Origin of the sequence: Streptomyces sp. NPDC088197, from assembly GCF_044741185.1 — a bacterium.
In the GTDB taxonomy this organism is placed as follows: Bacteria; Actinomycetota; Actinomycetes; order Streptomycetales; family Streptomycetaceae; genus Actinacidiphila.
Map to the genome: position 1 here is coordinate 175,248 of NZ_JBIUSD010000013.1, position 21,719 is coordinate 196,966.

Annotated in this window: 14 protein-coding genes and 1 tRNA gene; 4 read left to right on the forward strand and 11 right to left on the reverse strand. The window is 70.8% G+C overall.

Annotation, left to right across the window (positions count from 1 at the left end; translation table 11 throughout):
* Positions 1-122 precede the first annotated feature (122 nt).
* Both ACIOC1_RS27330 and polA read right to left on the reverse strand, forming a co-directional pair.
* Positions 123-1,394 carry a lytic transglycosylase domain-containing protein gene (locus ACIOC1_RS27330; RefSeq protein WP_401856622.1) on the reverse strand — a complete coding sequence of 424 codons (1,272 nt, stop codon included), beginning with the start codon at positions 1,392-1,394 and terminating at the stop codon, positions 123-125.
* A gap of 230 nt (positions 1,395-1,624) precedes the next feature.
* Positions 1,625-4,342 (reverse strand): DNA polymerase I, encoded by a 2,718-nt coding sequence (polA, locus tag ACIOC1_RS27335; protein WP_355333953.1) that lies wholly within the window; start codon positions 4,340-4,342, stop codon positions 1,625-1,627.
* 166 nt (positions 4,343-4,508) lie between these two features.
* Between polA and ACIOC1_RS27340 the strand changes: the two genes are divergently transcribed.
* The gene (locus tag ACIOC1_RS27340; protein ID WP_401856623.1) at positions 4,509-6,830 is read left to right on the forward strand and encodes an FdhF/YdeP family oxidoreductase; all 2,322 of its coding nucleotides are present in this window, start codon (positions 4,509-4,511) and stop codon (positions 6,828-6,830) included.
* Between the two features lie 68 nt (positions 6,831-6,898).
* Positions 6,899-7,384 carry a PaaI family thioesterase gene (locus tag ACIOC1_RS27345; protein ID WP_188282940.1) on the forward strand — a complete coding sequence of 162 codons (486 nt, stop codon included), beginning with the start codon at positions 6,899-6,901 and terminating at the stop codon, positions 7,382-7,384.
* 24 nt (positions 7,385-7,408) lie between these two features.
* Here the strand turns inward: ACIOC1_RS27345 and ACIOC1_RS27350 are convergent.
* Positions 7,409-7,491: transfer RNA gene (locus tag ACIOC1_RS27350), tRNA-Leu, on the reverse strand.
* Positions 7,492-7,582: 91 nt separating this feature from the next.
* On the opposite strand from ACIOC1_RS27350, the gene ACIOC1_RS27355 reads away from it, so the two are divergent.
* On the forward strand, positions 7,583-8,224 hold the full coding sequence (locus tag ACIOC1_RS27355) for a response regulator (protein WP_355333958.1): 642 nt from the start codon (positions 7,583-7,585) through the stop codon (positions 8,222-8,224).
* 87 nt (positions 8,225-8,311) lie between these two features.
* Here the strand turns inward: ACIOC1_RS27355 and ACIOC1_RS27360 are convergent, their stop codons facing one another.
* From ACIOC1_RS27360 to pyk, 6 genes are all read right to left on the reverse strand, one after another.
* Positions 8,312-9,028 (reverse strand): ABC transporter ATP-binding protein, encoded by a 717-nt coding sequence (locus tag ACIOC1_RS27360; RefSeq protein ID WP_188282943.1) that lies wholly within the window; start codon positions 9,026-9,028, stop codon positions 8,312-8,314.
* Positions 9,025-9,918 carry an ABC transporter ATP-binding protein gene (locus tag ACIOC1_RS27365; protein WP_355333963.1) on the reverse strand — a complete coding sequence of 298 codons (894 nt, stop codon included), beginning with the start codon at positions 9,916-9,918 and terminating at the stop codon, positions 9,025-9,027. Before ACIOC1_RS27365 ends, ACIOC1_RS27360 begins: the two co-directional genes overlap by 4 nt.
* 7 nt (positions 9,919-9,925) lie before the next feature.
* Positions 9,926-11,815, reverse strand: a complete 1,890-nt coding sequence (locus tag ACIOC1_RS27370) for a branched-chain amino acid ABC transporter permease (protein WP_355333965.1) — start codon at positions 11,813-11,815, stop codon at positions 9,926-9,928.
* A gap of 5 nt (positions 11,816-11,820) precedes the next feature.
* Positions 11,821-12,750 (reverse strand): branched-chain amino acid ABC transporter permease, encoded by a 930-nt coding sequence (locus tag ACIOC1_RS27375; RefSeq protein ID WP_355333968.1) that lies wholly within the window; start codon positions 12,748-12,750, stop codon positions 11,821-11,823.
* A 111-nt stretch (positions 12,751-12,861) separates the two neighbouring features.
* The gene (locus tag ACIOC1_RS27380) at positions 12,862-14,109 is read right to left on the reverse strand and encodes a branched-chain amino acid ABC transporter substrate-binding protein (RefSeq protein ID WP_401856624.1); all 1,248 of its coding nucleotides are present in this window, start codon (positions 14,107-14,109) and stop codon (positions 12,862-12,864) included.
* 522 nt (positions 14,110-14,631) lie between these two features.
* On the reverse strand, positions 14,632-16,068 hold the full coding sequence (gene pyk, locus ACIOC1_RS27385) for a pyruvate kinase (protein ID WP_401856625.1): 1,437 nt from the start codon (positions 16,066-16,068) through the stop codon (positions 14,632-14,634).
* A gap of 307 nt (positions 16,069-16,375) precedes the next feature.
* Here pyk and ACIOC1_RS27390 point away from each other — a divergent pair, with 307 nt between their 5' ends.
* Positions 16,376-18,205: a 5'-nucleotidase C-terminal domain-containing protein gene (locus tag ACIOC1_RS27390; protein WP_391044044.1), complete on the forward strand. Its 1,830-nt coding sequence runs from the start codon at positions 16,376-16,378 to the stop codon at positions 18,203-18,205.
* Here the strand turns inward: ACIOC1_RS27390 and ACIOC1_RS27395 are convergent.
* Both ACIOC1_RS27395 and ACIOC1_RS27400 read right to left on the reverse strand, forming a co-directional pair.
* A complete protein-coding gene (locus tag ACIOC1_RS27395) occupies positions 18,174-19,718 on the reverse strand; it encodes a SidA/IucD/PvdA family monooxygenase (RefSeq protein WP_355333978.1) in 1,545 nt (514 codons plus the stop codon). The genes ACIOC1_RS27390 and ACIOC1_RS27395 overlap by 32 nt on opposite strands.
* Positions 19,715-21,211 carry a pyridoxal phosphate-dependent decarboxylase family protein gene (locus tag ACIOC1_RS27400; protein WP_401856626.1) on the reverse strand — a complete coding sequence of 499 codons (1,497 nt, stop codon included), beginning with the start codon at positions 21,209-21,211 and terminating at the stop codon, positions 19,715-19,717. The genes ACIOC1_RS27395 and ACIOC1_RS27400 overlap by 4 nt, the downstream gene beginning before the upstream one ends.
* Between the last annotated feature and the right edge of the window lie 508 nt (positions 21,212-21,719).

The following is a 21,719-nucleotide window of genomic DNA, read 5'->3' on the forward strand; positions in this document are numbered from 1 at the left end:
GATGAGAACACGTTTCACCGGGGACGTTCGTGAGGCTTTCGCCTGAACGTCCCCGGTGCGCGGGAGTGTTGCCGGCGCGCGGGGCGCCGGGGGTGCCGTGTCGGGGAATGCCCCGTCGCGGGTTACGGCTTCGCGGTGACGGCGGCGCCCGTGGCCGCGCTGGCGGTCGCCTCACCGCTGGGGGTGGGGGTGTCCGTCGGCGTCGGGGTGTCGGTGGCGCAGGGGTCGGGCGTGCCGGGGGTGTCCGTGGGAGTCGGCGTCGCGGTCGGGCTGGGGCTCGCGCTGTCGGTCGGCGAGGGCGACGGGGACTGCGTCGGACAGCCGGGGGTCGTCGGGGTGTCCGTCGGCGTGCCGGTCGGGGCTCCCGTGGGGGTGCCGGTAGGCGACGACGGCGACGACGGCGGCGGGGTCTTGCCGGGGCCGGTCGACGGGGTGCCCGCGGTCGGCGGGACGATGCCGCCGCTCGGGTGGGTGCCGGACGGCGAGGGCGACGGTGTGCCGCCGGGGGCCGACGCGGACGGACTGGTCGACGGCCGCGGGGTGTTGGCGAACGGCGGCGCGCCCGCGCCCGGTGTGCCCGGGCGGTCGGGCACGGAGACCGCGTCGCCCTGCCGGAAGTGCTCGTACCAGGACTTCACCAGGTCGAGGTAGGCCTGCGAGTGGTTGTAGCCGAGGATCGCGCGGTCCATGTCCCGCGGTACGGCCAGGTCGCGGCCGTCGGCGCACAGGTAGTGGGCGGCGGCCAGCGCGGCGTCGTACACGTTGTCGGGGTCGGCGACCCCGTCGCCGTTGCCGTCCGCGCCCCAGTTCGCCCACGTCGAGGGGATGAACTGCATCGGGCCGACCGCGCGGTCGTGGACCGGGTCGCCGTCGTAGCGTCCGCCGTCGGTGTCGCTGATGTTCGCGAAGCCGTTGCCGTCGAGCACCGGGCCGAGGATCGGGGTGTACGTCGTCCCCTTGGCGTCCACGGCGCCGCCGCGGGCCTGGCCGGACTCCACCTGGCCGATGGCGGCGAGCAGTTGCCACGGCAGGTGGCAGCCGGGGTTGCTCGCGGCGACGCTCGCCTCGGCGCGCCGGTAGGCGTCCAGGACGGTCGCGGGCAGCGAGCCGCCGGACGGCAGCGGGGTGACGACCGGGCCGCCAGAGGGCGTGGCGGTCGGATTCGTGAGGTCCGTCGGGGTGTTCAGCGGCGGCACATCGGTGATGTACGGCGAACCGCCGTCGATCGCGGGGCCGGGCGGCGGGGCCACGGTGGTCGTCTGCCGCGCGGCGGCGTGCGCCACCGGGATGAGTCCCGGCGCCTGCGAGGCGCCCAGCGCCGCCATCGCGGCGGCGGCGACCGCCGTACCCGCCGCTCCCCTGCGTAGCCTTCGGCCGTACCGCCGCGCTGACATGTCCGCGGTCCTCCCCAGGTGCGAGATGGGCGCGTGGCCGCGCCACAACTCGATTGACCCTACGGCAACTTCAGCCCCCCGACCACAGTCGGGGAGAACGCGATACGGGGCAAATCCCGGCAATCCGCCGAGGTTTCCGGCCCCTCGGCGGACCTTTCACCGAGGGGTCGCGACTCGTTCACACAGCCCGGTCACAGACTCGCGCGAGCGGGCGGGGGGGCGGGGTGGGGTCAGTGCGCGGCCGACTCCCAGTCGGTGCCGTCGCCGACCGACACGTCCAGCGCGGCGCGCAGCGGATACGCGCCCGCCATCTCGCGGCGGACCAGCGTCTCGACCTTCTTCCGCTCGCCGGGCGCGACCTCCAGCACGATTTCGTCGTGCACCTGGAGCAGTATCCGCGACTCCAGCTTCTCGTCGGTGAGCGCCTGGTCGACCTTGAGCATCGCGATCTTCACGATGTCGGCGGCCGAGCCCTGGATCGGCGCGTTGAGCGCCATCCGCTCAGCCATCTCACGGCGCTGCCGGTTGTCGCTGTTGAGGTCGGGCAGGTAGCGGCGGCGGCCGAGCAGCGTCTCGGTGTAGCCGGTGTTCCTGGCCTCCTCGACCACCCGGTGCAGATAGTCCCGCACGCCGCCGAACCGCTCGAAGTACGTCTCCATCAGCCCGCGCGCCTCCGCGGCCTCGATGTTGAGCTGCTGGGACAGGCCGAAGGCGGACAGGCCGTACGCCAGCCCGTACGACATCGCCTTGATCTTGCGGCGCATCTCGGCGTCCACCGCGTCCCGTGCGACGCCGAAGACCTGGGAGCCGACGGTGGTGTGCAGATCCTCGCCGGAGGCGAAGGCGGCGATCAGTCCCTCGTCCTGCGACAGGTGGGCCATCACGCGCAGTTCGATCTGGCTGTAGTCGGCGGTCAGCAGCGATTCGTAGCCCTCGCCGACGACGAAGCCGCGGCGGATGGCCCGGCCCTCGTCGGTGCGGACCGGCACATTCTGCAGGTTGGGGTCGGTGGACGACAGGCGTCCGGTGGCCGCGACGGTCTGGCTGAAGGTGGTGTGGATGCGTCCGTCCGGGGCGATCGTCTTGACCAGGCCCTCGACGGTGACCCGGAGCTTGGCCTGCTCCCGGTGGCGCAGCATGATGACTGGCAGTTCGTGCTCGGTCTGCGCGGCCAGCCAGGCCAGCGCGTCGGCGTCCGTGGTGTAACCGGTCTTGGTCTTCTTGGTCTTGGGCAGGCCCAGCTCGCCGAAGAGGACTTCCTGGAGCTGCTTGGGCGAGCCGAGGTTGAACTCGTGGCCGACCGAGGCGTGCGCCTCGCCGACCGCGTGCTGCACGGCCGCGGCGAACTGCTGTTCCAGACCTTCGAGATGGGCCCGGTCGGCGGCGATCCCGGAGCGTTCCATCCGGGCCAGCAGCGCCGAGGTGGGCAGTTCGACCTCGTGCAGCAGCTCCGTGGCGCCGACCTCGGGCAGCCGCTCGCCGAAGACCTCGGCGAGGTCGAGGACGGTACGGGCCTGCACCATCAGCGCGTCGGCCGCGGCGGCGCCCTCGTCCTCGCCCTCCTCGCCGAAGGCGAGCTGTCCGCCCGCGGCGTCGGCCGGGGCCAGCTCGCGGCCCAGGTACTCCACCGACAGCACGTCGAGCGCGAAGGAGCGGCGGCCGGGCTTGATGAGATACGCGGCCAGGGCCGTGCACATCGTCACCCCGGCGACGCTCCAGCCGTGCTCGGCGAAGACCCGCTCGACGTTCTTCGCGTTGTGCAGCACCTTGGGGCGGGCGGGGTCGGCGATCCAGGCGGCGAAGGACTTCTCGTCCGCCTCGTCCAGCTCCGCGGGGTCGAACCAGGCGGCCACCTCCGGTGAGGCGAGCGCGATCTGGGTGACGCTGCCGCTGCCCAGCGCCCAGGTGTCGACGCTGGCCAGGCCGAGCGGCGCGCCGCCGTGCTCGTCGAGCCAGCCGGGCAGGTCGCCCGCGGCGAGCACGGTGCCCTCCACGGCGACGCCCTCGGCGATCTCCGCCTCTTCCTGCTCGGCGCCGGGATCGACGGCGAACAGCCGCTCCCGGAAGTTGGAGTTGCGGAATTCCAGCACGTCCAGCACGCCGACCAGGGCCGTCCTGTCGTACGGCTCCCTGGCCAGGCCCTCGGGGCCCGAGGGCAGGCTCACGTCGCGCACCATCTCGGTCAGCCGCCGGTTGAGCTTCACCGCGTCCAGGTGCGCCCGCAGATTCTCACCGGCCTTGCCCTTGACCTCGTCGGCCCGCTCGACCAGGTCGGCGAAGGACCCGAACTGCGTGATCCACTTGGCCGCCGTCTTCTCGCCGACGCCGGGGATGCCGGGCAGATTGTCCGACGGGTCGCCGCGCAGCGCCGCGAAGTCCGGGTACTGCTGGGGCGTCAGGCCGTACTTCTCCTCGACCTTCTCCGGGGTGTAGCGGGTCAGCTCGGAGACGCCCTTGGTGGGGTAGAGCACCGTCACGTTCTCGGTGACCAACTGGAACGAGTCCCGGTCGCCGGTGACGATCAGCACCTCGTAACCGAGCGCTTCCGCCTGGGTGGCGAGCGTGGCGATCACGTCGTCCGCCTCGAAGCCCTCGACCGCGAAGCGGCTGACGCCCATCGCGTCCAGCAGCTCGCCGATCAGCTCGACCTGGCTGCGGAACTCGTCCGGCGTCTTCGAGCGGTTCGCCTTGTACTCGGGGAACTCGTCGAACCGCCAGGTCTTGCGGGAGACGTCGAAGGCGACGGCCAGGTGCGTCGGCCGCTCGTCACGCAGCGTGTTCGCCAGCATGGACGTGAAGCCGTAGATCGCGTTCGTCGGCTGGCCCGTGGCGGTGTTGAAGTTCTCCACGGGCAGCGCGTAGAACGCCCGGTACGCCAGCGAGTGCCCGTCCAGCAGCAGCAGGCGGGGGCGGTCGGTCGTCTTCGATGCGGATGCGTTGTCTGCCACGTCTCCGATCCTCCCACGCGGGTACGACAACGAAGGACGCCTCCCGCCGGGGGCACGCCGTGCGGGGGGCGGCGGGGCCGGGAGCCGGGCGGGCGGCTCGGCGGGCCGATCAAGCCGGGCGCCGCCCGCCGGCTCCCCCGCCGCGCAAAGGCGGTACAAAGGACGTATGGCAAAGAAGCCCCCTTCAGGTGACCCCGTCCAGGACGCTCCGCAGGTCTCCGCGCCCAAGCACAGTGCGGCGGGCCTGCCCGCCATCGGGCACACGGTCAAGATGGCCGGGCAGCAGATGGGGGTGCGGCGGGCCACGTTGACGCTGCTGAAGGTCAACCAGAAGGGCGGCTTCGACTGTCCGGGCTGCGCCTGGCCCGAGCCGGACCACCGGCATGTCGCCGAATTCTGCGAGAACGGCGCGAAGGCGGTCGCCGAGGAGGCGACGCTGCGCCGGGTGACCCCGGACTTCTTCGCCGCGCACCCGGTCTCCGACCTCGCGCGGCGCAGCGGCTACTGGCTGGGCCAGCAGGGCCGGATCACGCAGCCGATGTATCTGGCGGAGGGCGCCGACCACTACGAGGCGGTGCCGTGGGAGCGGGCCTTCTCGATCGTCGCGGACGAACTGACCGCCCTGGACACCCCGGACGAGGCGGTCTTCTACACCTCGGGCCGCACCAGCAACGAGGCGGCGTTCCTCTTCCAGCTCTTCGCCCGCGAGCTGGGCACCAACAATCTGCCGGACTGCTCCAACATGTGCCACGAGTCGTCGGGTTCCGCGCTGACCGAGACGCTGGGCGTCGGCAAGGGCAGTGTGCTGCTGGAGGATCTGTACCGGTCGGACCTGATCATCGTCGCCGGGCAGAATCCGGGCACCAACCACCCGCGGATGCTGTCCGCGCTGGAGAAGGCCAAGCAGGGCGGGGCGACGATCGTGTCGGTCAACCCGCTTCCGGAGGCGGGTCTCGAGCGGTTCAAGAATCCGCAGAACGCCTCGGGTCTCGCCGGTTCCGGCACCGTGCTGACCGATCTGTTCCTCCAGATCAGGCTCGGCGGCGACCAGGCGCTGTTCCGCGCGCTGGGCCGGCTGCTGATCGAGGCCGGCGCGCTGGACCGCGACTTCATCGCGGAGCACACCCACGGCTTCGCGGAGTACGAGGCCGCCGCGCTCGCCACCGACTGGGACGAGGTGGAGCGCGCCACCGGTCTGGCGCGGGCCGAGATCGACAGGCTGCTCGCCCTGGTGCTGGACGCCAAGAGCGTCGTGGTGTGCTGGGCGATGGGCCTGACCCAGCACAAGCACGCGGTGCCGACCATCCGCGAGGTGGTCAACTTCCTGCTGCTGGGCGGCAACATCGGCCGCCCCGGCGCCGGGGTCTGCCCGGTGCGCGGGCACAGCAATGTGCAGGGCGACCGGACGATGGGCATCTTCGAGCGGCCCCCGGCGGCGTTCCTGGACGCGCTGGAGAAGGAGTTCGGCTTCGCGCCGCCGCGCGAGCACGGCTTCGACGTGGTGCGCGCGATCCGGGCGCTGCGCGACGGCACGGCGAAGGTGTTCTTCGCGATGGGCGGCAACTTCGTCGCCGCGTCCCCCGACACCGACGTCACGGAGGCCGCGATGCGCAAGGCGCGGCTGACCGTTCATGTGTCCACCAAGCTGAACCGTTCGCACGCCGTCACGGGCGCCCGCGCGCTGATCCTGCCGACGCTGGGCCGTACCGAGAAGGACCGGCAGGCGGGCGGCCCGCAGTTCGTCACCGTCGAGGACTCGATGGGCATGGTGCACGCCTCGCGCGGCGGCCTGGACCCGGCCTCGCCGCATCTGCTGTCGGAGCCCGCGATCGTGACCCGGCTGGCCCGCGCCGTCTTCGGCGACCGGAGCGTGGTGCCGTGGGCGGACTTCGAGCGGGACTACGACGCGATCCGCGACCGTATCTCGCGGGTCGTCCCCGGCTTCGCGGACTTCAACGCCAAGGTGCGGCGCCCGGGCGGCTTCACGCTGCCGCACGCCCCGCGCGACAGCCGCACCTTCCCCACCGCGACGGGCAAGGCCAACTTCACGGCCGCGGCCGTCGAGTACCCGGCAGTGCCCGAGGGGCGGCTGCTGCTCCAGACGCTGCGCTCGCACGACCAGTACAACACCACCATCTACGGTCTGGACGACCGCTACCGCGGCATCAAGAACGGCCGCCGCGTCGTCCTGCTGCACCCCGAGGACGCCGCGGCCAACGGTCTGGCCGACGGCGACTACGCCGACCTGGTCGGCGAGTGGAAGGACGGCACGGAGCGGCGCGCGGAGGGCTTCCGGGTCGTGCACTACCCGACCCCGCGCGGGTGCGCGGCGGCGTACTACCCGGAGACCAATGTGCTGGTCCCCCTCGATCACACCGCGGACACCAGCAACACCCCCGCCTCGAAGTCGGTGGTCATCCGGCTGGAGCGGACCGCGGCGGACGCCCCCCGACGCACGGCCGACGCGGGCCGTCCGGTAGAAAACTGATCAGTACACGGAAAACGCGTACGGGCACACCGGATCAGGCCGGACGAGGACGATCGGAGCACCACCCCATGGGCGAGCGGACCACCACCTACTTCCCGCCGGAGATCCTGGAGCAGTACGCCGGGCTCGGCGTCGATCTGCGGGGTCTGTTCTCCGGCGGTCACCTGGGTGAGCGGATGGGCATCCGGATCCTGGAGGCGGCGCCGGAGAAGGTGGTCGGCACGATGCCCGTCGAGGGCAACACCCAGCCGATGGGGCTGCTGCACGGCGGCGCGTCCGCGGTGCTCGCCGAGACCCTCGGCTCGGTCGGCGCGATGCTGCACGGCGGTCCCAGCAAGATGGCCGTCGGCGTGGACCTCAACGCCACCCACCACCGCGGTCTGCGCTCCGGTCTCGTCACCGGCACCGCGACCCCGGTCCACCGGGGCCGCTCCTCGGCGACCTATGAGATCGTCATCACGGACGAGGCGGACAAGCGGGTCTGTACGGCCCGGCTGACCTGCATGCTGCGCCCGGCGACTCCCACGGGCACGACCGCTCCCCCGGCGAACTGAGGGGATACGGGGGGATTTCAGAGGTGCCGGGTGCGGGATTCGAACCCGCACGCCCTTTCGGACAGATGTGTTTGAGACATCCGCGTATGCCATTCCGCCAACCCGGCCAGGTCGCGTGCACAGCGTACCGTGTAGGTGCGCGCCGTCGCAGCTAGGTAGGCTCAGGTGTGCAGTACCCCGCCTGATACGAGGAGCACCGTGAGCGCGCCCGACGAGTCCGCCGCCCCGCTCGACGACGAGCAGTCGAAGTCCCACGTCCCTCCCCTGACGACCCGCGTGGTCATCGCCGAGGACGAGGCGCTGATCCGCCTCGACCTCAAGGAGATGCTGGAGGAGGAGGGCTACTCCGTCGTCGGGGAGGCCGGGGACGGCGAGACCGCGGTGAAGCTCGCCGAGGAGCAGCGTCCCGATCTGGTGATCCTGGACGTGAAGATGCCGGTGCTCGACGGGATCTCGGCGGCCGAGCGGATCGCCGCGGACAAGATCGCGCCGGTGCTGATGCTGACCGCGTTCTCGCAGCGCGAGCTGGTGGAGCGGGCCAGGGACGCGGGCGCGATGGCGTATCTGGTGAAGCCGTTCAGCAAGAGCGATCTGGTGCCCGCGATCGAGATGGCGGTGAGCCGGTTCCAGGAGCTGAAGGCGCTGGAGGCGGAGATCGCCGACCTGTCGCTGCGGCTGGAGACCCGCAAGCTGGTCGACCGGGCCAAGAGCGTGCTCCAGACCAAGTACGGGCTGACCGAGCCCGCCGCCTTCCGCTGGATCCAGAAGACGTCGATGGACCGCCGGATGTCGATGCAGGCGGTCGCGCAGGCCGTGATCGAAGAGGTCTCCGAGAAGTAGACGCCCGCGGACGGGACACGGCGCAGGGCCCGCACCCCTGTCGGGGTGCGGGCCCTGCGCCGTGTTCCGGGCCCGGTCGGGCGAGCCTCAGTCCTCGCCGAGGTACGTCTTGCGGACGCCGTCGTCGTGCAGCAGGTCCTGGCCGGTGCCGGAGAGCTTGATCGTGCCGATCTCCATCACATGGGCCTGGTCGGCGAGCGAGAGCGCGGCCTGCGCGTTCTGCTCGACCAGCAGGATCGTGGTGCCCTGGGCCTTCAGCTCCACGATGGTCGTCATGATCTTCTGCATCATGATCGGCGACAGACCCATCGAGGGCTCGTCGAGCATGAGCAGCTTGGGCTGCGACATCAGCGCGCGGCCCATGGCGAGCATCTGCTGCTCGCCGCCGGACAGCGTGCCCGCGGCCTGCCTGCGGCGCTCCCCGAGGATCGGGAAGAGGTCGTAGGCGCGCTGGATGTCCTTGGCGATGGCCGCCGTGTCCTTGCGGAGGAAGGCGCCGAGCTGGAGATTCTGCTCGATGGTGAGCCGGGGGAAGATGTGCCGGCCCTCCGGGGAGTGCGCCAGGCCCAGGGCGACGATCCGGTGCGCCGGGACGCGGGTGAGCACCTTGCCGTCGAAGCTGACCCGGCCGCCGATCGGCTTGAGCAGCCCGCTGAGGGTGCGCAGCGTGGTGGTCTTGCCCGCGCCGTTGGTGCCGATCAGGGTGACGATCTGGCCCGCCTCGACGGTGAACGAGATGCCCTTGACGGCCTCGATCTTGCCGTAGGCGACCCGGAGGTCCTCGACTTCGAGCAGTGCGGTCATCGGTCGTTCTCCTGCTCCTCGGCCCCGGCTTCGGCCGCGGCCGCTTCCACTGCGGCGTCGCCCTCACCGGTGGGCGCGCCTTCGAAGGGTTCACCGAGGTAGGCCGCGATGACCCGTTCGTCCTGCTGGACCACGTCGGAGGTGCCCTCGACCAGTTTCTCGCCCTGGACGAGGACGGCGACGCGGTCGCACAGGTTGAAGATGAACCGCATGTCGTGCTCGATGACCAGGACGGCGATGCCCTGGTCGCGGATGGCGAAGACCAACTCCTCGGTGGCCCTGGTCTCCTGCGGGTTCATGCCGGCCGTGGGCTCGTCCAGCAGCAGCAGGCCGGGCTCGCTGGCCAGCGCGCGGGCGATCTCCAGCTTGCGCTGCTCGCCGTAGGGGAGGTTGCGCGAGAGGTGGTCGGCCTTGCCGGCCAGGCCGATGAACTCCAGGATCTCCATGGCCCGCGCCCGCGACCGGGCTTCGGCCTTGTGGTAGCCGGGGCCGCGGATGAGGGCGGACAGCAGTCCCTCGCGGGTCCTGGTGTGCCTGCCGACCAGCACGTTCTCCAGCACGGTCATGTTGGAGAAGAGCCGGATGTTCTGGAAGGTGCGGGCGAGTCCGGCCTGGGTGACCAGGTGCGGCTTGGGCGGCAGCACCTCGCCTCGGTAGGTGACCTTGCCCTCGGTGGGGACGTACAGGCCGGTGAGGCAGTTGAAGAAGGTGGTCTTCCCGGCGCCGTTGGGGCCGATCAGTCCGACGATCTCACCGCTGTTGACGGTGAGGTCGACGTCGCGGACGGCGGTGAGGCCGCCGAACCGCATGACGACGCCGCTGGCCTGGAGCAGCGGGCCGCCGTCGGAGGCCGCTGCCGGGGTCGGCTGCTCTTGGCTGATGATGGTCATGTGTCTCTCACGCCCCTGCCGGGCTGGCCGGGACGGTGTCGTCGCCGAGCGGGCGTTGCTCGGGGATGAGCACTTCGTCCTGGTGGAATTCGAGCTGGCGGCGCCGGTTGGGGATGATGCCCTCGGGCCGGAAGCGCATGATCAGGATCAGGGCGAGGCCGAACGCGAAGAGTTCGTACCGCTCCAGGAAGCCGAGCTTCTCGGGGAGCAGGTAGAGCAGCGCCGCGCCGAGGATCGGGCCGCTGACCGTACCCATGCCGCCGAGGACGACGGCGGCGAGCAGGAAGGCCGAGTTGGGCGGGGCGGCGCCCGCGAACTGGTACGGGTTGGGCACCACGTTGTACGTGACGTGGGCGCTGACGGTGCCCGCGAGTCCGGCGAGCGAGGCGCCGAGGGCGAAGGCGATCAGCTTGACCCGGAAGCCGTTGATGCCCATGGCGGTGGCGGCGGTCTCGTCCTCGCGGATGGCGACCCAGGCGCGGCCGATCCGGGAGTCGGCGGCGCGGGTGAAGATCAGCACCACGATGACCGTGATCAGCAGCATCAGCAGGTAGTAGTTGGCGAACCGGCCGAGGGTGACGGAGCCGATGTCGTGCGAGGCGCCGAGGTTGTACCCGAAGATCGACAGGTCGGGGATCTGCGAGATGCCGTTGGGGCCGTTGGTGACCTTCGGGCCCGATACGCCGTCGAGGCTGTTGACGACGATGCGGAAGATCTCACCGAAACCGAGCGTGACGATGGCCAGGTAGTCGCCGCGCAGCCGCAGGGTGGGGGCGCCGATGAGGACGCCGAAGACCAGTGAGGCGGCCATGCCGGTGAGGGCGGCGGCCCAGAACGGGAACTGGACGCCGGACCAGATCGAGAACGGCGAGCCGGAGACCAGGGCGGCGGCGTACGCGCCGACGCCGAGGAAGGCGACGTAACCGAGGTCGAGCAGGCCGGTGAGGCCGACGACGATGTTGAGGCCGAGGGCGACGGTGCCGAAGATCAGGATGTTGACGCCGAGGTTGGCGTAGTGCTCGTCGTTCTGCGCGAAGGGGTAGGCCAGCGCGGCCAGGAAGCCCATCGTGTTGGCGAACGAGCGGTGGGCGGCGGTGAGTCCGGAGAACTGCCGGAGCAGACCGGCCGCGCTCAGCGCCCAGATGGTGAAGACCACGACGATCAGGAAGCCGAGGAAGATCTCGGTGTAGCCGGTGGCGAGGCCGTAGGTGAAGACCTCGAGGCCGATCGCGGCGGCCACGGTGATGATCAGCCGCTGGACCCAGCCGGGCAGCTTCGTCGGGTCGGCGACCGGGAGATCGCTGTGGTGGGGGCGCAGTTCGCGCAGCCACTTGTACGTGCCGACGACCGGGCCGACCGTGGAGAAGCGGCCGAGTTCGAAGTACTCGGTGTCGTGGGTCTCCCGCGGGTGCCGGTGGATCGGCAGTGCGAGGGCGCCGATCACCAGGACCAGGCTGCCGATCGCGGCGACGAAGCCGCCGGGGTCGAGGTTGGCCAGACCGCCGAGCTTCTCGGCGATGGCGATCACCGTGTACCAGGTGGTGCCCAGGGTGCCGAGGGCGAGCAGCAGCACCGGGTTGTTGGAGCGGTTGGGGGTGAGCCAGCGCAGGCCCTTGAGGCCGAAGGCGCCGAGCGCGAACAGGCCGGTGACGATGGCGCCGACCAGGGTGAGGACCTGGAGACCGCCGGGGTAGCCGGAGACGGTGAGGTCGCCGGGGAACTCGGTGGTGTACGTCCAGGACATGAAGGTGGAGGCGATGGTCGCCACGGCGCCGACGAGGGTGACCGCCTGGGCGGCGGTCCGCGGCAGCGGTACGAAGGGGGCGACCCTGCGTCCGGCCGGTTTCGCGGTGTCGACGGCGATGGACTCCGCGGCGCTTACGGGGATGTCGGTCATCGGTGTCACGCCCTGTCCGCGACGCGCTCGCCGAGCAGACCTTGCGGCCGGACGAGCAGGACGACGATGAGGAGCACGAAGGCCCAGACGTTCGCCCAGCTTCCGCCGCCGAGCTGCTGCATGCCGGGGATGTTGGAGATGTAGGCGGAGGCGCAGGACTCGGCGATGCCGAGGACGAGGCCGCCGAGCATGGCGCCGTAGATGTTGCCGATGCCGCCGAGGACGGCCGCGGTGAACGCCTTGAGTCCGGCCTGGAAGCCGATGTCGTACTTGACCTGGCCGTACTTGAGGCCGGAGGCGAGTCCGGCGACGGCGGCGAAGAAGCCGCCGATGGCGAAGGCGATGACGATGATGCGATTGGTGTCGATGCCCATGAGCTGGGCGGTGTCCGAGTCCTGCGCGGTGGCCTGCATCGCGCGGCCGGTGCGGCTGGTGCGGACGAAGGCGGCGAGGCCGACCATGCAGATCACGGCGGCGGAGACCAGGAAGATGTCACCGCTCTGGATGTTGATCGATCCCACGTGGAAGGGGCCGCCGGGCAGTTGCGGGAAGCTCTTGGCGTTGTCGGCGCCCGGGTACCAGAGGAAGATCGCCTGCTGAAGTGCGAGGGAGAGGCCGATGGCGGTGATCAGTGGTGCCAGCCGTGGTGCGCCGCGCAGTGGCCGGTACGCGAATCGCTCCGCGGCCACGGCGATGAGCACGGACACGATGGCGCCGCCGAGCAGCATCAGGGGCAGTGCGAGCCAGATGGACGTGCTGTCGGGGAGATTCGTCCAGACCGCGAGCGCGCCGAAGGCTCCGGTCATGTAGATCTCGCCGTGGGCGAAGTTGATGAGCTGGACGATGCCGTACACCATCGTGTAGCCGATGGCGATGAGCCCGTACATCGAGCCGATGAACAGCCCGTTGGCCAGCTGTTGCGGCAGGGTGTGCACCGCATGGCCTCCATGTCACTGAGGGAGCAGGGGGGAAGGTACGCCGGGGGTAAGCGGGGGGCCGCGCGGTCGGGGTGACCAGCCGCGCGGCCCTGGGTGCTACGGAGTCGGTCAGCCGCTGTAGGTGCCGCTCTTCACGGCCTCCCACTTGCCGCTCTTGACCTGGTAGACGGTGAGCTGCTTGTTGGTGGTGTCGCCGTACTGGTCGAAGGAGACGTGACCGGCGATGCCGTCGAAGTCGCTCTTCTGGACGGCGTCGACGAGCTTGGAGCGGGCGTCGGCCATGGCGGGGAGCTTGCCGCCGTTGGCGTCCATGACGGCCTTGACGCCCTTGATGATCGCGGTGGCGGCGTCGTACGAGTAGCCGCCGTAGGTGCCGTAGTCACCGGGGTAGTTCTTCGCCTTGTACGTGGCGATGAAGTCCTTGGCCGCCGGGAGCGTGGTGACCGGGACGCCGACGGAGGTGGCGAGGTCGCCTTCCGAGGCCGGACCCGCGGTCTTGATGTAGGTGTCGGAGAACATGCCGTCGCCGCCCATGAGCGGGATCTTCACGCCGGCCGCCTTGAGCTGCTTGGTGAGCTGCTCCGACTCGTCGTACTGGCCGCCGTAGTAGACCATGTCGGCCTTGGCGTTCTTGATCTTGGTGACGAGCGTGGAGAAGTCGTTGTCACCGGTGTTGACGTGGTCGGTGCCGGCGACCTTGCCGCCGAGGGACCCGAACTTGTCCTTGAAGATGCCCGCGAGACCCGCGCCGTAGGTCTGCTTGTCGTCCACCACGAAGGCGTTGGTCTTCTTCAGGGTGTTGTAGGCGTAGTCCGCCGCGAAGCCGCCCTGGAGGGCGTCGGTGGTGGCGGTACGGAAGTAGGTCTTGAACGGCCGGACCTTGGTGCCGGTGTTCCAGTCCTTGCCCTGGGTCAGGGTGGGGTTGGTGTTGGACGGCGAGATCTCGACCATGTTCGCGGTGGTGAACACCTGCTGCATGGACTGGGCGACGCCGGAGTTCAGCGGGCCGACGGCGGCGATCACGCTGCTGTCCGCGACCAGGGCCGTGGCGTTCTGCTGGCCGGTGGCGGGCAGCGCCTTGTCGTCCAGGGCCTTGATCTTGAAGGTCACCCCGGGGACGAGGTTGTTCTTGTTGGCGTCGTCGACAGCGATCTGCACGCCGTACTGGATGCCGAGGCCGGTGGCCGAGTTCTGCCCGGTAAGCGGAGCGTCGACACCGATGACAACGGTCGTCTTGGCGGCGCCGCTGCTGTCCCCGCTGCCCTTCTTGTCGTCGCTCCGCGATCCGCAGGCGGTGAGGGTGAGGGCTCCAGTGGTGAGTACGGCGGTCAGTACAAGCAAGGAACGGTGTCGCACGATCAGTCCTTTCCCCTGGCGCGGCCGTCTCTGATGAGACGCCGAGTCGCGCGCTGGAACCCGAACTGACAAATCCGGAGGCGCGGTGACTGGCCGTGACTCTAGGCGCGTGGAGCTGAGTCAGGCAGAGGTGAAGGGAAGAGTGTGACTGTCTTGTTATGCCGGAAGGAAACTCTTGAGGTTCTGCTGAGGTTGGCGGAGGGATTTGGGTGCTTTGCTCCGGCGTCCGCATGATGAGAACGCGCACTTCCGGCCAAGGGTAGGGGACTTGGGGGCGGCCGGGAGGCGATGTGACCGCGGCAGGAATGTCAGGAGATTCAGAGGGTAAGCACCTGTCGGAGTACCGCCCTGATTCCGTATTGCGTTCGCGTTACATAGCGTTAAGTTTTTCGATTCGCCGGCCAAAGGCCCCGCCTTTGCCGCCGCCGAAATCGGCGGCAAAGGCGGCCGACGACGACGCCCCGCCCGGCGAATGCCGAACGGGGCGTGATGTGCGCGGCGGGTGAATCCGCGCCGTACAGGTCAGGATTTCGGCGAATCGTCCTCGCCGATGTGGTGGACCCTTACCATGTTGGTGGTGCCCGGCATGCCGGGGGGCGAACCGGCCGTGATCACCACGATGTCGCCCTTCTTGCAGCGGCCGATCCGCAGCAGCTGCTCGTCCACCTGTTGGACCATCTCGTCGGTGGTCTGCACCATCGGGCCGAGGAAGGTCTCCACTCCCCAGGTCAGATTCAACTGCGAGCGGGTCGCGGGCTCCGGGGTGAAGGCGAGCAGGGGGATCGGCGAGCGGTAGCGGGACAGCCGGCGGACGGTGTCGCCGGACTGGGTGAAGGCGACCAGGAAGCGGGCGCCGAGGAAGTCGCCCATCTCGGCGGCGGCGCGGGCCACGGCGCCGCCCTGGGTACGGGGCTTGTTCTGGTCGGTGAGCGGCGGCAGGCCGGTGGCGAGCACCGCGTCCTCGGCCGCGGACACGATCCGCGACATCGTCTTGACGGTCTCGATCGGATACTTGCCGACGCTGGTCTCGCCGGAGAGCATCACCGCGTCGGTGCCGTCCATCACGGCGTTGGCGACATCGCTGGCCTCGGCGCGGGTGGGGCGGGAGTTGTCGATCATCGAGTCGAGCATCTGCGTGGCGACGATGACCGGCTTCGCGTTGCGCTTGGCGAGCTTGATCGCGCGCTTCTGCACCATCGGGACGGCTTCCAGCGGCATCTCGACGCCGAGGTCGCCGCGCGCGACCATGATCCCGTCGAACGCGTCGACGATCCCTTCGAGGGCGTCGACCGCCTGCGGCTTCTCGACCTTGGCGATCACCGGGACCCGGCGGCCCTCCTCGGCCATGATCCGCAGCACGTCCTCGACGTCCCGGCCGGTGCGGACGAAGGACAGCGCGATGATGTCGGCGCCGATCCGCAGGCCCCAGCGCAGGTCCCTGATGTCCTTGTCGGACAGCGCGGGCACCGACACGGCGACACCGGGGAGATTCAGCCCCTTGTTGTCGGAGACCATCCCGCCCTCGATGACCATGGTGTGCACCCGCGGTCCCTCGACGTCGGTGACCTCCAGGGTGACGCGCCCGTCGTCCACCAGGATGCGCTCGCCGCGGGCGACGTCCGCGGACAGTCCCTTGTACGTCGTCCCGCAGATCTGCTGGTCGCCCTCGATGTCGTCCACGGTGATCGTGAACTCGTCGCCGCGTTCGAGTAGTACAGGTCCTTCGGCGAAACGTCCGAGCCTGATCTTCGGGCCCTGAAGGTCAACCATGATGCCCACGCTGCGACCGGTCTCGTCCGCGGCTTTGCGGACTCGTCGGTAGCGGTCCTCGTGCTCCGCGTACGCTCCATGGCTCAGATTCAGTCGTGCCACGTCCATTCCGGCCTCGACCAGTGCTTTGATCTGGTCGTAGGAGTCGGTGGCGGGGCCCAGTGTGCAGACAATTTTGGCTCGGCGCATGTGTCGAGAGTATGACCTACTCGTTGGTAGGGAACACGCTCACGGCAACTGCCCAACGACGTCTGGATTAACGCTTGTTGACAAGTGTCGAAGTGTGCGGCCCCCCGCTCCGATGAGCACTCCTGTCACCCCCGCACCCGCTGAGCACGTCTTACGCGCCCGGAATCGCGCGTCGGCCGCACCGTGCGTGTCACGCGCGGGACATCTTCCGGTTACGTGTGGGGGGTGTCGCCGGGTGGGGCGGGCGGTGCAGAATCTACGCGCGTCGTTCCCGCACCGGGAGCAGACGGGAACGAGGAGACGACAGATGGCGCTCAACCGCAGGGACTTCATCAACCGCTCGGCCGCCACGGGGGCGGGCGTGGCGCTCGCGGGCACCGCCGGGGCGGTCGTGGGGGCGAGCCCCGCGGAGGCCGCCGACCGGCACCACGGACACGGCCACGGGAAGCCCAAGACGTTCAGCCTGCGGGTGCTGGGCACCACCGACCTGCACGGACACGCCCTGAACTGGGACTACTTCACGAACGCCGAGTACGACGACGCGACCCACAACGACATCGGCCTCGCCAAGGTCTCCACCCTCGTCGCGCACGCCCGCGCCGAGAAGGGCCACGACCGCACACTGCTGATCGACGCGGGCGACATCATCCAGGGCACGCAGCTCTCGTACTACTACGCGCGGGTCGAGCCGATCACCGGCGCCCGCCGCGGCCCCAAGCACCCGATGGCGCTGGCCATGAACCACATGAAGTACGACGCGGCGGCGCTGGGCAACCACGAGTTCAACTACGGCATCCCGCTGCTGCGCGCCTTCCAGGACCAGTGCGACTTCCCGCTGCTCGCCGCCAACGCGGTGGACGCCAAGACCCTCAAGCCCGCCTTCCCGCCCTACCTGGTCAAGGAGATCCGCGTCCAGGGCGGCCCCCCGGTCAAGGTCGGCATCCTCGGCCTGACCAACCCCGGCATCGCCATCTGGGACAAGGCCAACGTGCAGGGCAAGATGGCCTTCCCCGGCCTGGTCGAGCAGGCGAAGATCTACGTGCCCAAGCTCCGCGCCCTCGGCTGCGACGTGGTGATCTGCACCGACCACTCCGGCCTGGACGGCAGCACCTCCTACGGCGACGCGATCCCGTACCCGGAGAACGCCTCCTCGCTGGTGGCCCAGCAGGTGCCCGGCATCGACGCGATCCTGGTCGGCCACACCCACGTCGAGCGCCCGCAGACGCTGGTCGTCAACGAGAAGACCGGCAAGACCGTCGTGCTGTCCGAGCCCCTGATGTGGGGCATGCGGCTGAGCGTCTTCGACATCGACCTGGAGTTCAGCCGCGGCCGGTGGGAGGTCACCTCCGTCAAGGCCGAGGTGCGCAACGCCAACACCGTCGCCGAGGACCCGGTCGTGGCCAAGCTGGTGCGCGACGAGCACAACAAGGTCGTCGCGTACGTCAACCAGATCATCGGCACCTGCACCGCGACGATGTCCGCGGCCGAGTCCACGTACAAGGACACGCCGATCATCGACTTCCTCAACCTGGTGCAGGCCGACACGGTGAAGGCGGCGCTCGCCGGTACCGCGTACGCCGACCTGCCGGTGCTCTCCGAGGCGTCGCCGTTCTCCCGCACCGCCGCGATCCCGGCGGGACAGGTCTCGCTGCGCGACGTGGCGGGGCTGTACGTCTACGAGAACACCCTGGACGCCAAGCTGCTCACCGGCGCCCAGGTCAAGGACTACCTGGAGTGGTCGGCGGCGTACTACGCGCAGACCGCGCCGGACGCGCCCGTCGACGTCACCAAGATCACCAACGCCAACAACACCCCCGACTACAGCTACGACATCCTCAGCGGCGTGTCGTACGACATCGACATCGCGCAGCCGGTCGGCTCCCGGATCGTCAACCTCACGCACGGCGGCGCGCCGGTCGACCCGGCCGCGCGGTTCGTGCTCGCGGTCAACAACTACCGCTCCGGCGGCGGCAGCAACTACCCGCACGTGGCCACCGCCCAGTCGGTGTGGTCCAACTCGGACGAGATCCGCAACACGATCATCGCCTGGGTGCAGGCGCACGGCACGATCGACCCGACGACGTTCGGCGGCGACGAGTGGCGCCTCACCCGCGCCGGAGTGCCGCTGTTCGCGTAGGGACGTCACTGGCGGCGGCGCCGTCGAGACCGAAGGTGGTGAAGGCCGTCCTGGCCGGCAGCGGGTAGTGCTCCGCGCCGGTCAGGAGGCCGGTCAGGTCGTTGAGGATGACCGCGGAGCGCCAGGCCGCCAGGCCCAGGTCGGGCGCGCCGATCCCGTGGCTGTGCCGCTCCGCGTTCTGCACGTAGATCCGGCCGGTGACCGCCCGGTCCAGCTCCAGCCGGTGCCGCGCGTCGATCCGCGGCCGGTTGGCGGAGTCCCGCTTCAGGTACGGGTCGAGCGGCGCGAGCAACTGGTCGAGCGGGCGCTCCCGGTAGCCGGTCGCCAGCACCACCGCGTCGGTCATCAACCGGGTACGGGTGCCCTGTTCGACGTGTTCCAGGTGCAGTTCGATGCTCTGGGTGCCGATCCGGCCCGCGGTCCGCACGGTGACGCCGGGCGTCAGCACCGCGTCCGGCCAGCCGCCGTCGAGCGTACGGCGGTACAGCTCGTCGTGGATCGCGGTGATCGTGGCGTCGTCGATGCCCTTGTGCAACTGCCACTGCCGCGGCACCAGTCGGTCGCGCACCGGCTCCGGCAGACCGTGGAAGTACCGCGTGTAGTCCGGGGTGAAGTGTTCGAGCCCCAGCTTGCTGTACTCCATCGGCGCGAAGGCGGGCGTACGCGCCAGCCACGTCAGCCGCTCCCGGCCGGCGGGACGCGCCCGCAGCAGGTCGAGGAAGATCTCGGCGCCGGACTGTCCGGAGCCGACGACGGTGATGTGCTCGGCGTCCAGCAGCCGTTCGCGCTGCTTGACGTAGTCCGCGGAGTGCACGACGGGTACGGTCGGCGCCTGCGCGAGCGGGCGCAGGGGCTCCGGTACGTAAGGGGCCGTGCCGATCCCCACCACCAGGTGCCGGGCGTAGGTGCGGCCCAGCGCCTCGGCCTCGCCGTGCTCGTCCAGGTGCGTGTGGTCGACCTCGAAGTGGCCGCGCTCCGCGTTCCAGCGCACGGCGTCGACCTGCTGCCCGAAGTGCGTACTGGGCAGCCCCTCGGCGGCCCACCGGCAGTAGGCGTCGTATTCGGCGCGGTGCACATGGAAGCGCTCGGCGAAGTAGAAGGGGAACAGCCGCTCGCGGGTCTTGAGCCAGCTCAGGAAGGACCAGCGGCTCGCGGGGTCCGCGAGGGTCACCAGGTCGGCCAGGAAGGGGACTTGGAGGGTGGCGCCGTCGATCAGCAGACCGGGGTGCCACTGGAAGGAGGACCGCTGGTCGTAGAAGGCGGCGGTGAGGTCGGGCACGCCGTCGGCGAGGGCGGCGAGCGAGAGGTTGAACGGGCCGATGCCGATGCCGAGCAGGTCGAAGGGGGGCGGCTGCGATTCGGCGGGGGGCGCGGCGGGGGCCGGGGCGCGGTCGGGTCCTTGCGCCTGTGCGGGAACCGTCGTCGGGTGGGGGACCGGCGCGGGGGCCGGGGCGCCGGCTGGTCGCGCCGTTCCGCGGGCCTCGTGCGAGGCGTCGTCGTGCGAGGGCGTCATCGGGGGGTGGTGCCTTCCGTGGTCAGGGGAGGTGTCGGGTGCGGCAAGCGGGCCTCGGGTGCCGGTGGCTCGGCGGACTCGGCGGGCGCAGCGGGCTCCGTGGGCGCAGTGGGCTCCGGGGGCTCGGCGGCCAGGGCGACGAGCGCGTCGAGGTCCGCCGCGGTGAGGTACGGGTTCAGCAGCGTCGCCTTGAGCCACAGCCGCCCGCCGACGTGGGCGCGGCCCAGCACCGCCCGGCCGTCGTACAGCAGGCGGCGGCGCAGCGCGGCGATCGCCTCGTCGGTGGCGCCGCGCGGCCGGAACAGCACGGTGCTGATGGCGGGGTGCGCGTACAGCGTCAGGTCCGGGTGGCGTTCGATCCGCTCCGCCAGCTCACGGGCCGACGCGCAGACGGCGTCGACCAGCTGCCCCATCCCCTCACGGCCGAGCGCCCGCAGGGTGACGGCGATCTTCAGGACGTCGGGGCGGCGGCTGGTGCGCAGCGAACGGCCCAGCAGGTCGGGCAGCCCGGCCTCGGTGTCGTCGGCCGCGTTCAGATAGTCGGCGCGGTGGTCGAGCGGGCGCAGCGCGGCTGCGTCGGGTACGACCAGCAGGCCCGCGGCGACCGGCTGCCAGCCGAGCTTGTGCAGGTCGACGGTGACCGAGACGGCCTGGTCGAGGCCCGCGAGCTTGGCCGCTTCGCGGTCGCTGAACAGCAACGGGCCGCCGTACGCGGCGTCCACGTGCAACTCGGCGTCGTGCCGGGCGGCGGCGGCTGCCAGCGCGGGCAGCGCGTCGATCGCACCGGTGTCCGTGGTGCCCGCGGTCGCGACCAGCAGCACGTGCGGCGCGAGGCCGCGCAGGACGGACTCCACGGCCGCCGGGTCCAGTACGCCGCCGGGTGTGGCGAGCACCACCGGGCGGGGCAGGCCGAGCAGCCAGGTCGCGCGGGCCACGCTGTGGTGCGCGTTCGACCCGCACACCACCTGCACCGGGCGGCGGCCCGCACGCGCCGCACGCTCCCTGGCCAGCAGCAGCGCGAGCTGGTTCGACTCCGTGCCGCCGGTCGTGACCAGCGCGTCGGGAGCGTCGTGGCCGGGGTACACCAGGGCCGCCAGGGCCGCCGTGACGCGGGCCTCCAACGCCGTGGCGGCGGGGGCCTGGTCCCAGGAGTCCATGGACGGGTTCAGTACGGACGCGGCGAAGTCGGCCGCCGCGGCCATGGCCAGGGGCGGGCAGTGCAGATGCGCGACGCAGCCCGGTTCCGCCGGGTCGGCGGCGCCCTCCGCGACGGCGCGCACCAGTGTGCGCAGGGCTTCTTCCGCTCCGGTGCCGGTGCGGGGCAGCGGCGGGCCCGTCCGGGCCAGCCGCGCCGCCACCGCGGCGGGGCCGCCGCGGGGCAGGGGGCCGCCGCGGGTCGCCGCGCCTTCCGCGAGGGCCGCGCGGGCCGTTTCGAGCAACGGCCCGAGTTCTGCGGGTCCTTGGCGGCCCCCGGCCAGTTGTGGCTTCGCCATGAGTCGTTGCCGCCTGTCGTCGCCGGTACCTCTCCGTACTCAACGACGCCGAACGCCAACGGGTATCGCCCCCCGTGCGCCCACCTCGCGCAGGGCCTTGTCTTTAGGGGCGCGGGGAACTGCGCGACCAGCCCCCACCGGGCTTCAGCCCGAAAACAACGGCAACTGCCCCGCTGGGGCCGGTTTTCACCCGCGCCACCGCGCGGGCTGAGCGCGCAGTTCCCCGCGCCCCTGGAAAGACCGGCCCACCGCCCCAGGCAAAGCAACCGCCCTGGGGCGCGAGGCCGCGCAGTTCCCCGCGCCCCTAAAAGACCGGCGTGCCGCCCCCGGCAAAGCAACCGCCCTGGGGCGCGAGGCCCTGAAAGACCGGCGTGCCGCCTAGCGCAAGGGAACCGTCCTGGGGCGCGAGGCCGCGCAGTTCCCCGCGCCCCTGGAAAGACCGGCCCACCGCCCCAGGCAAAGCAACCGCCCTGGGGCGCGAGGCCGCGCAGTTCCCCGCGCCCCTAAC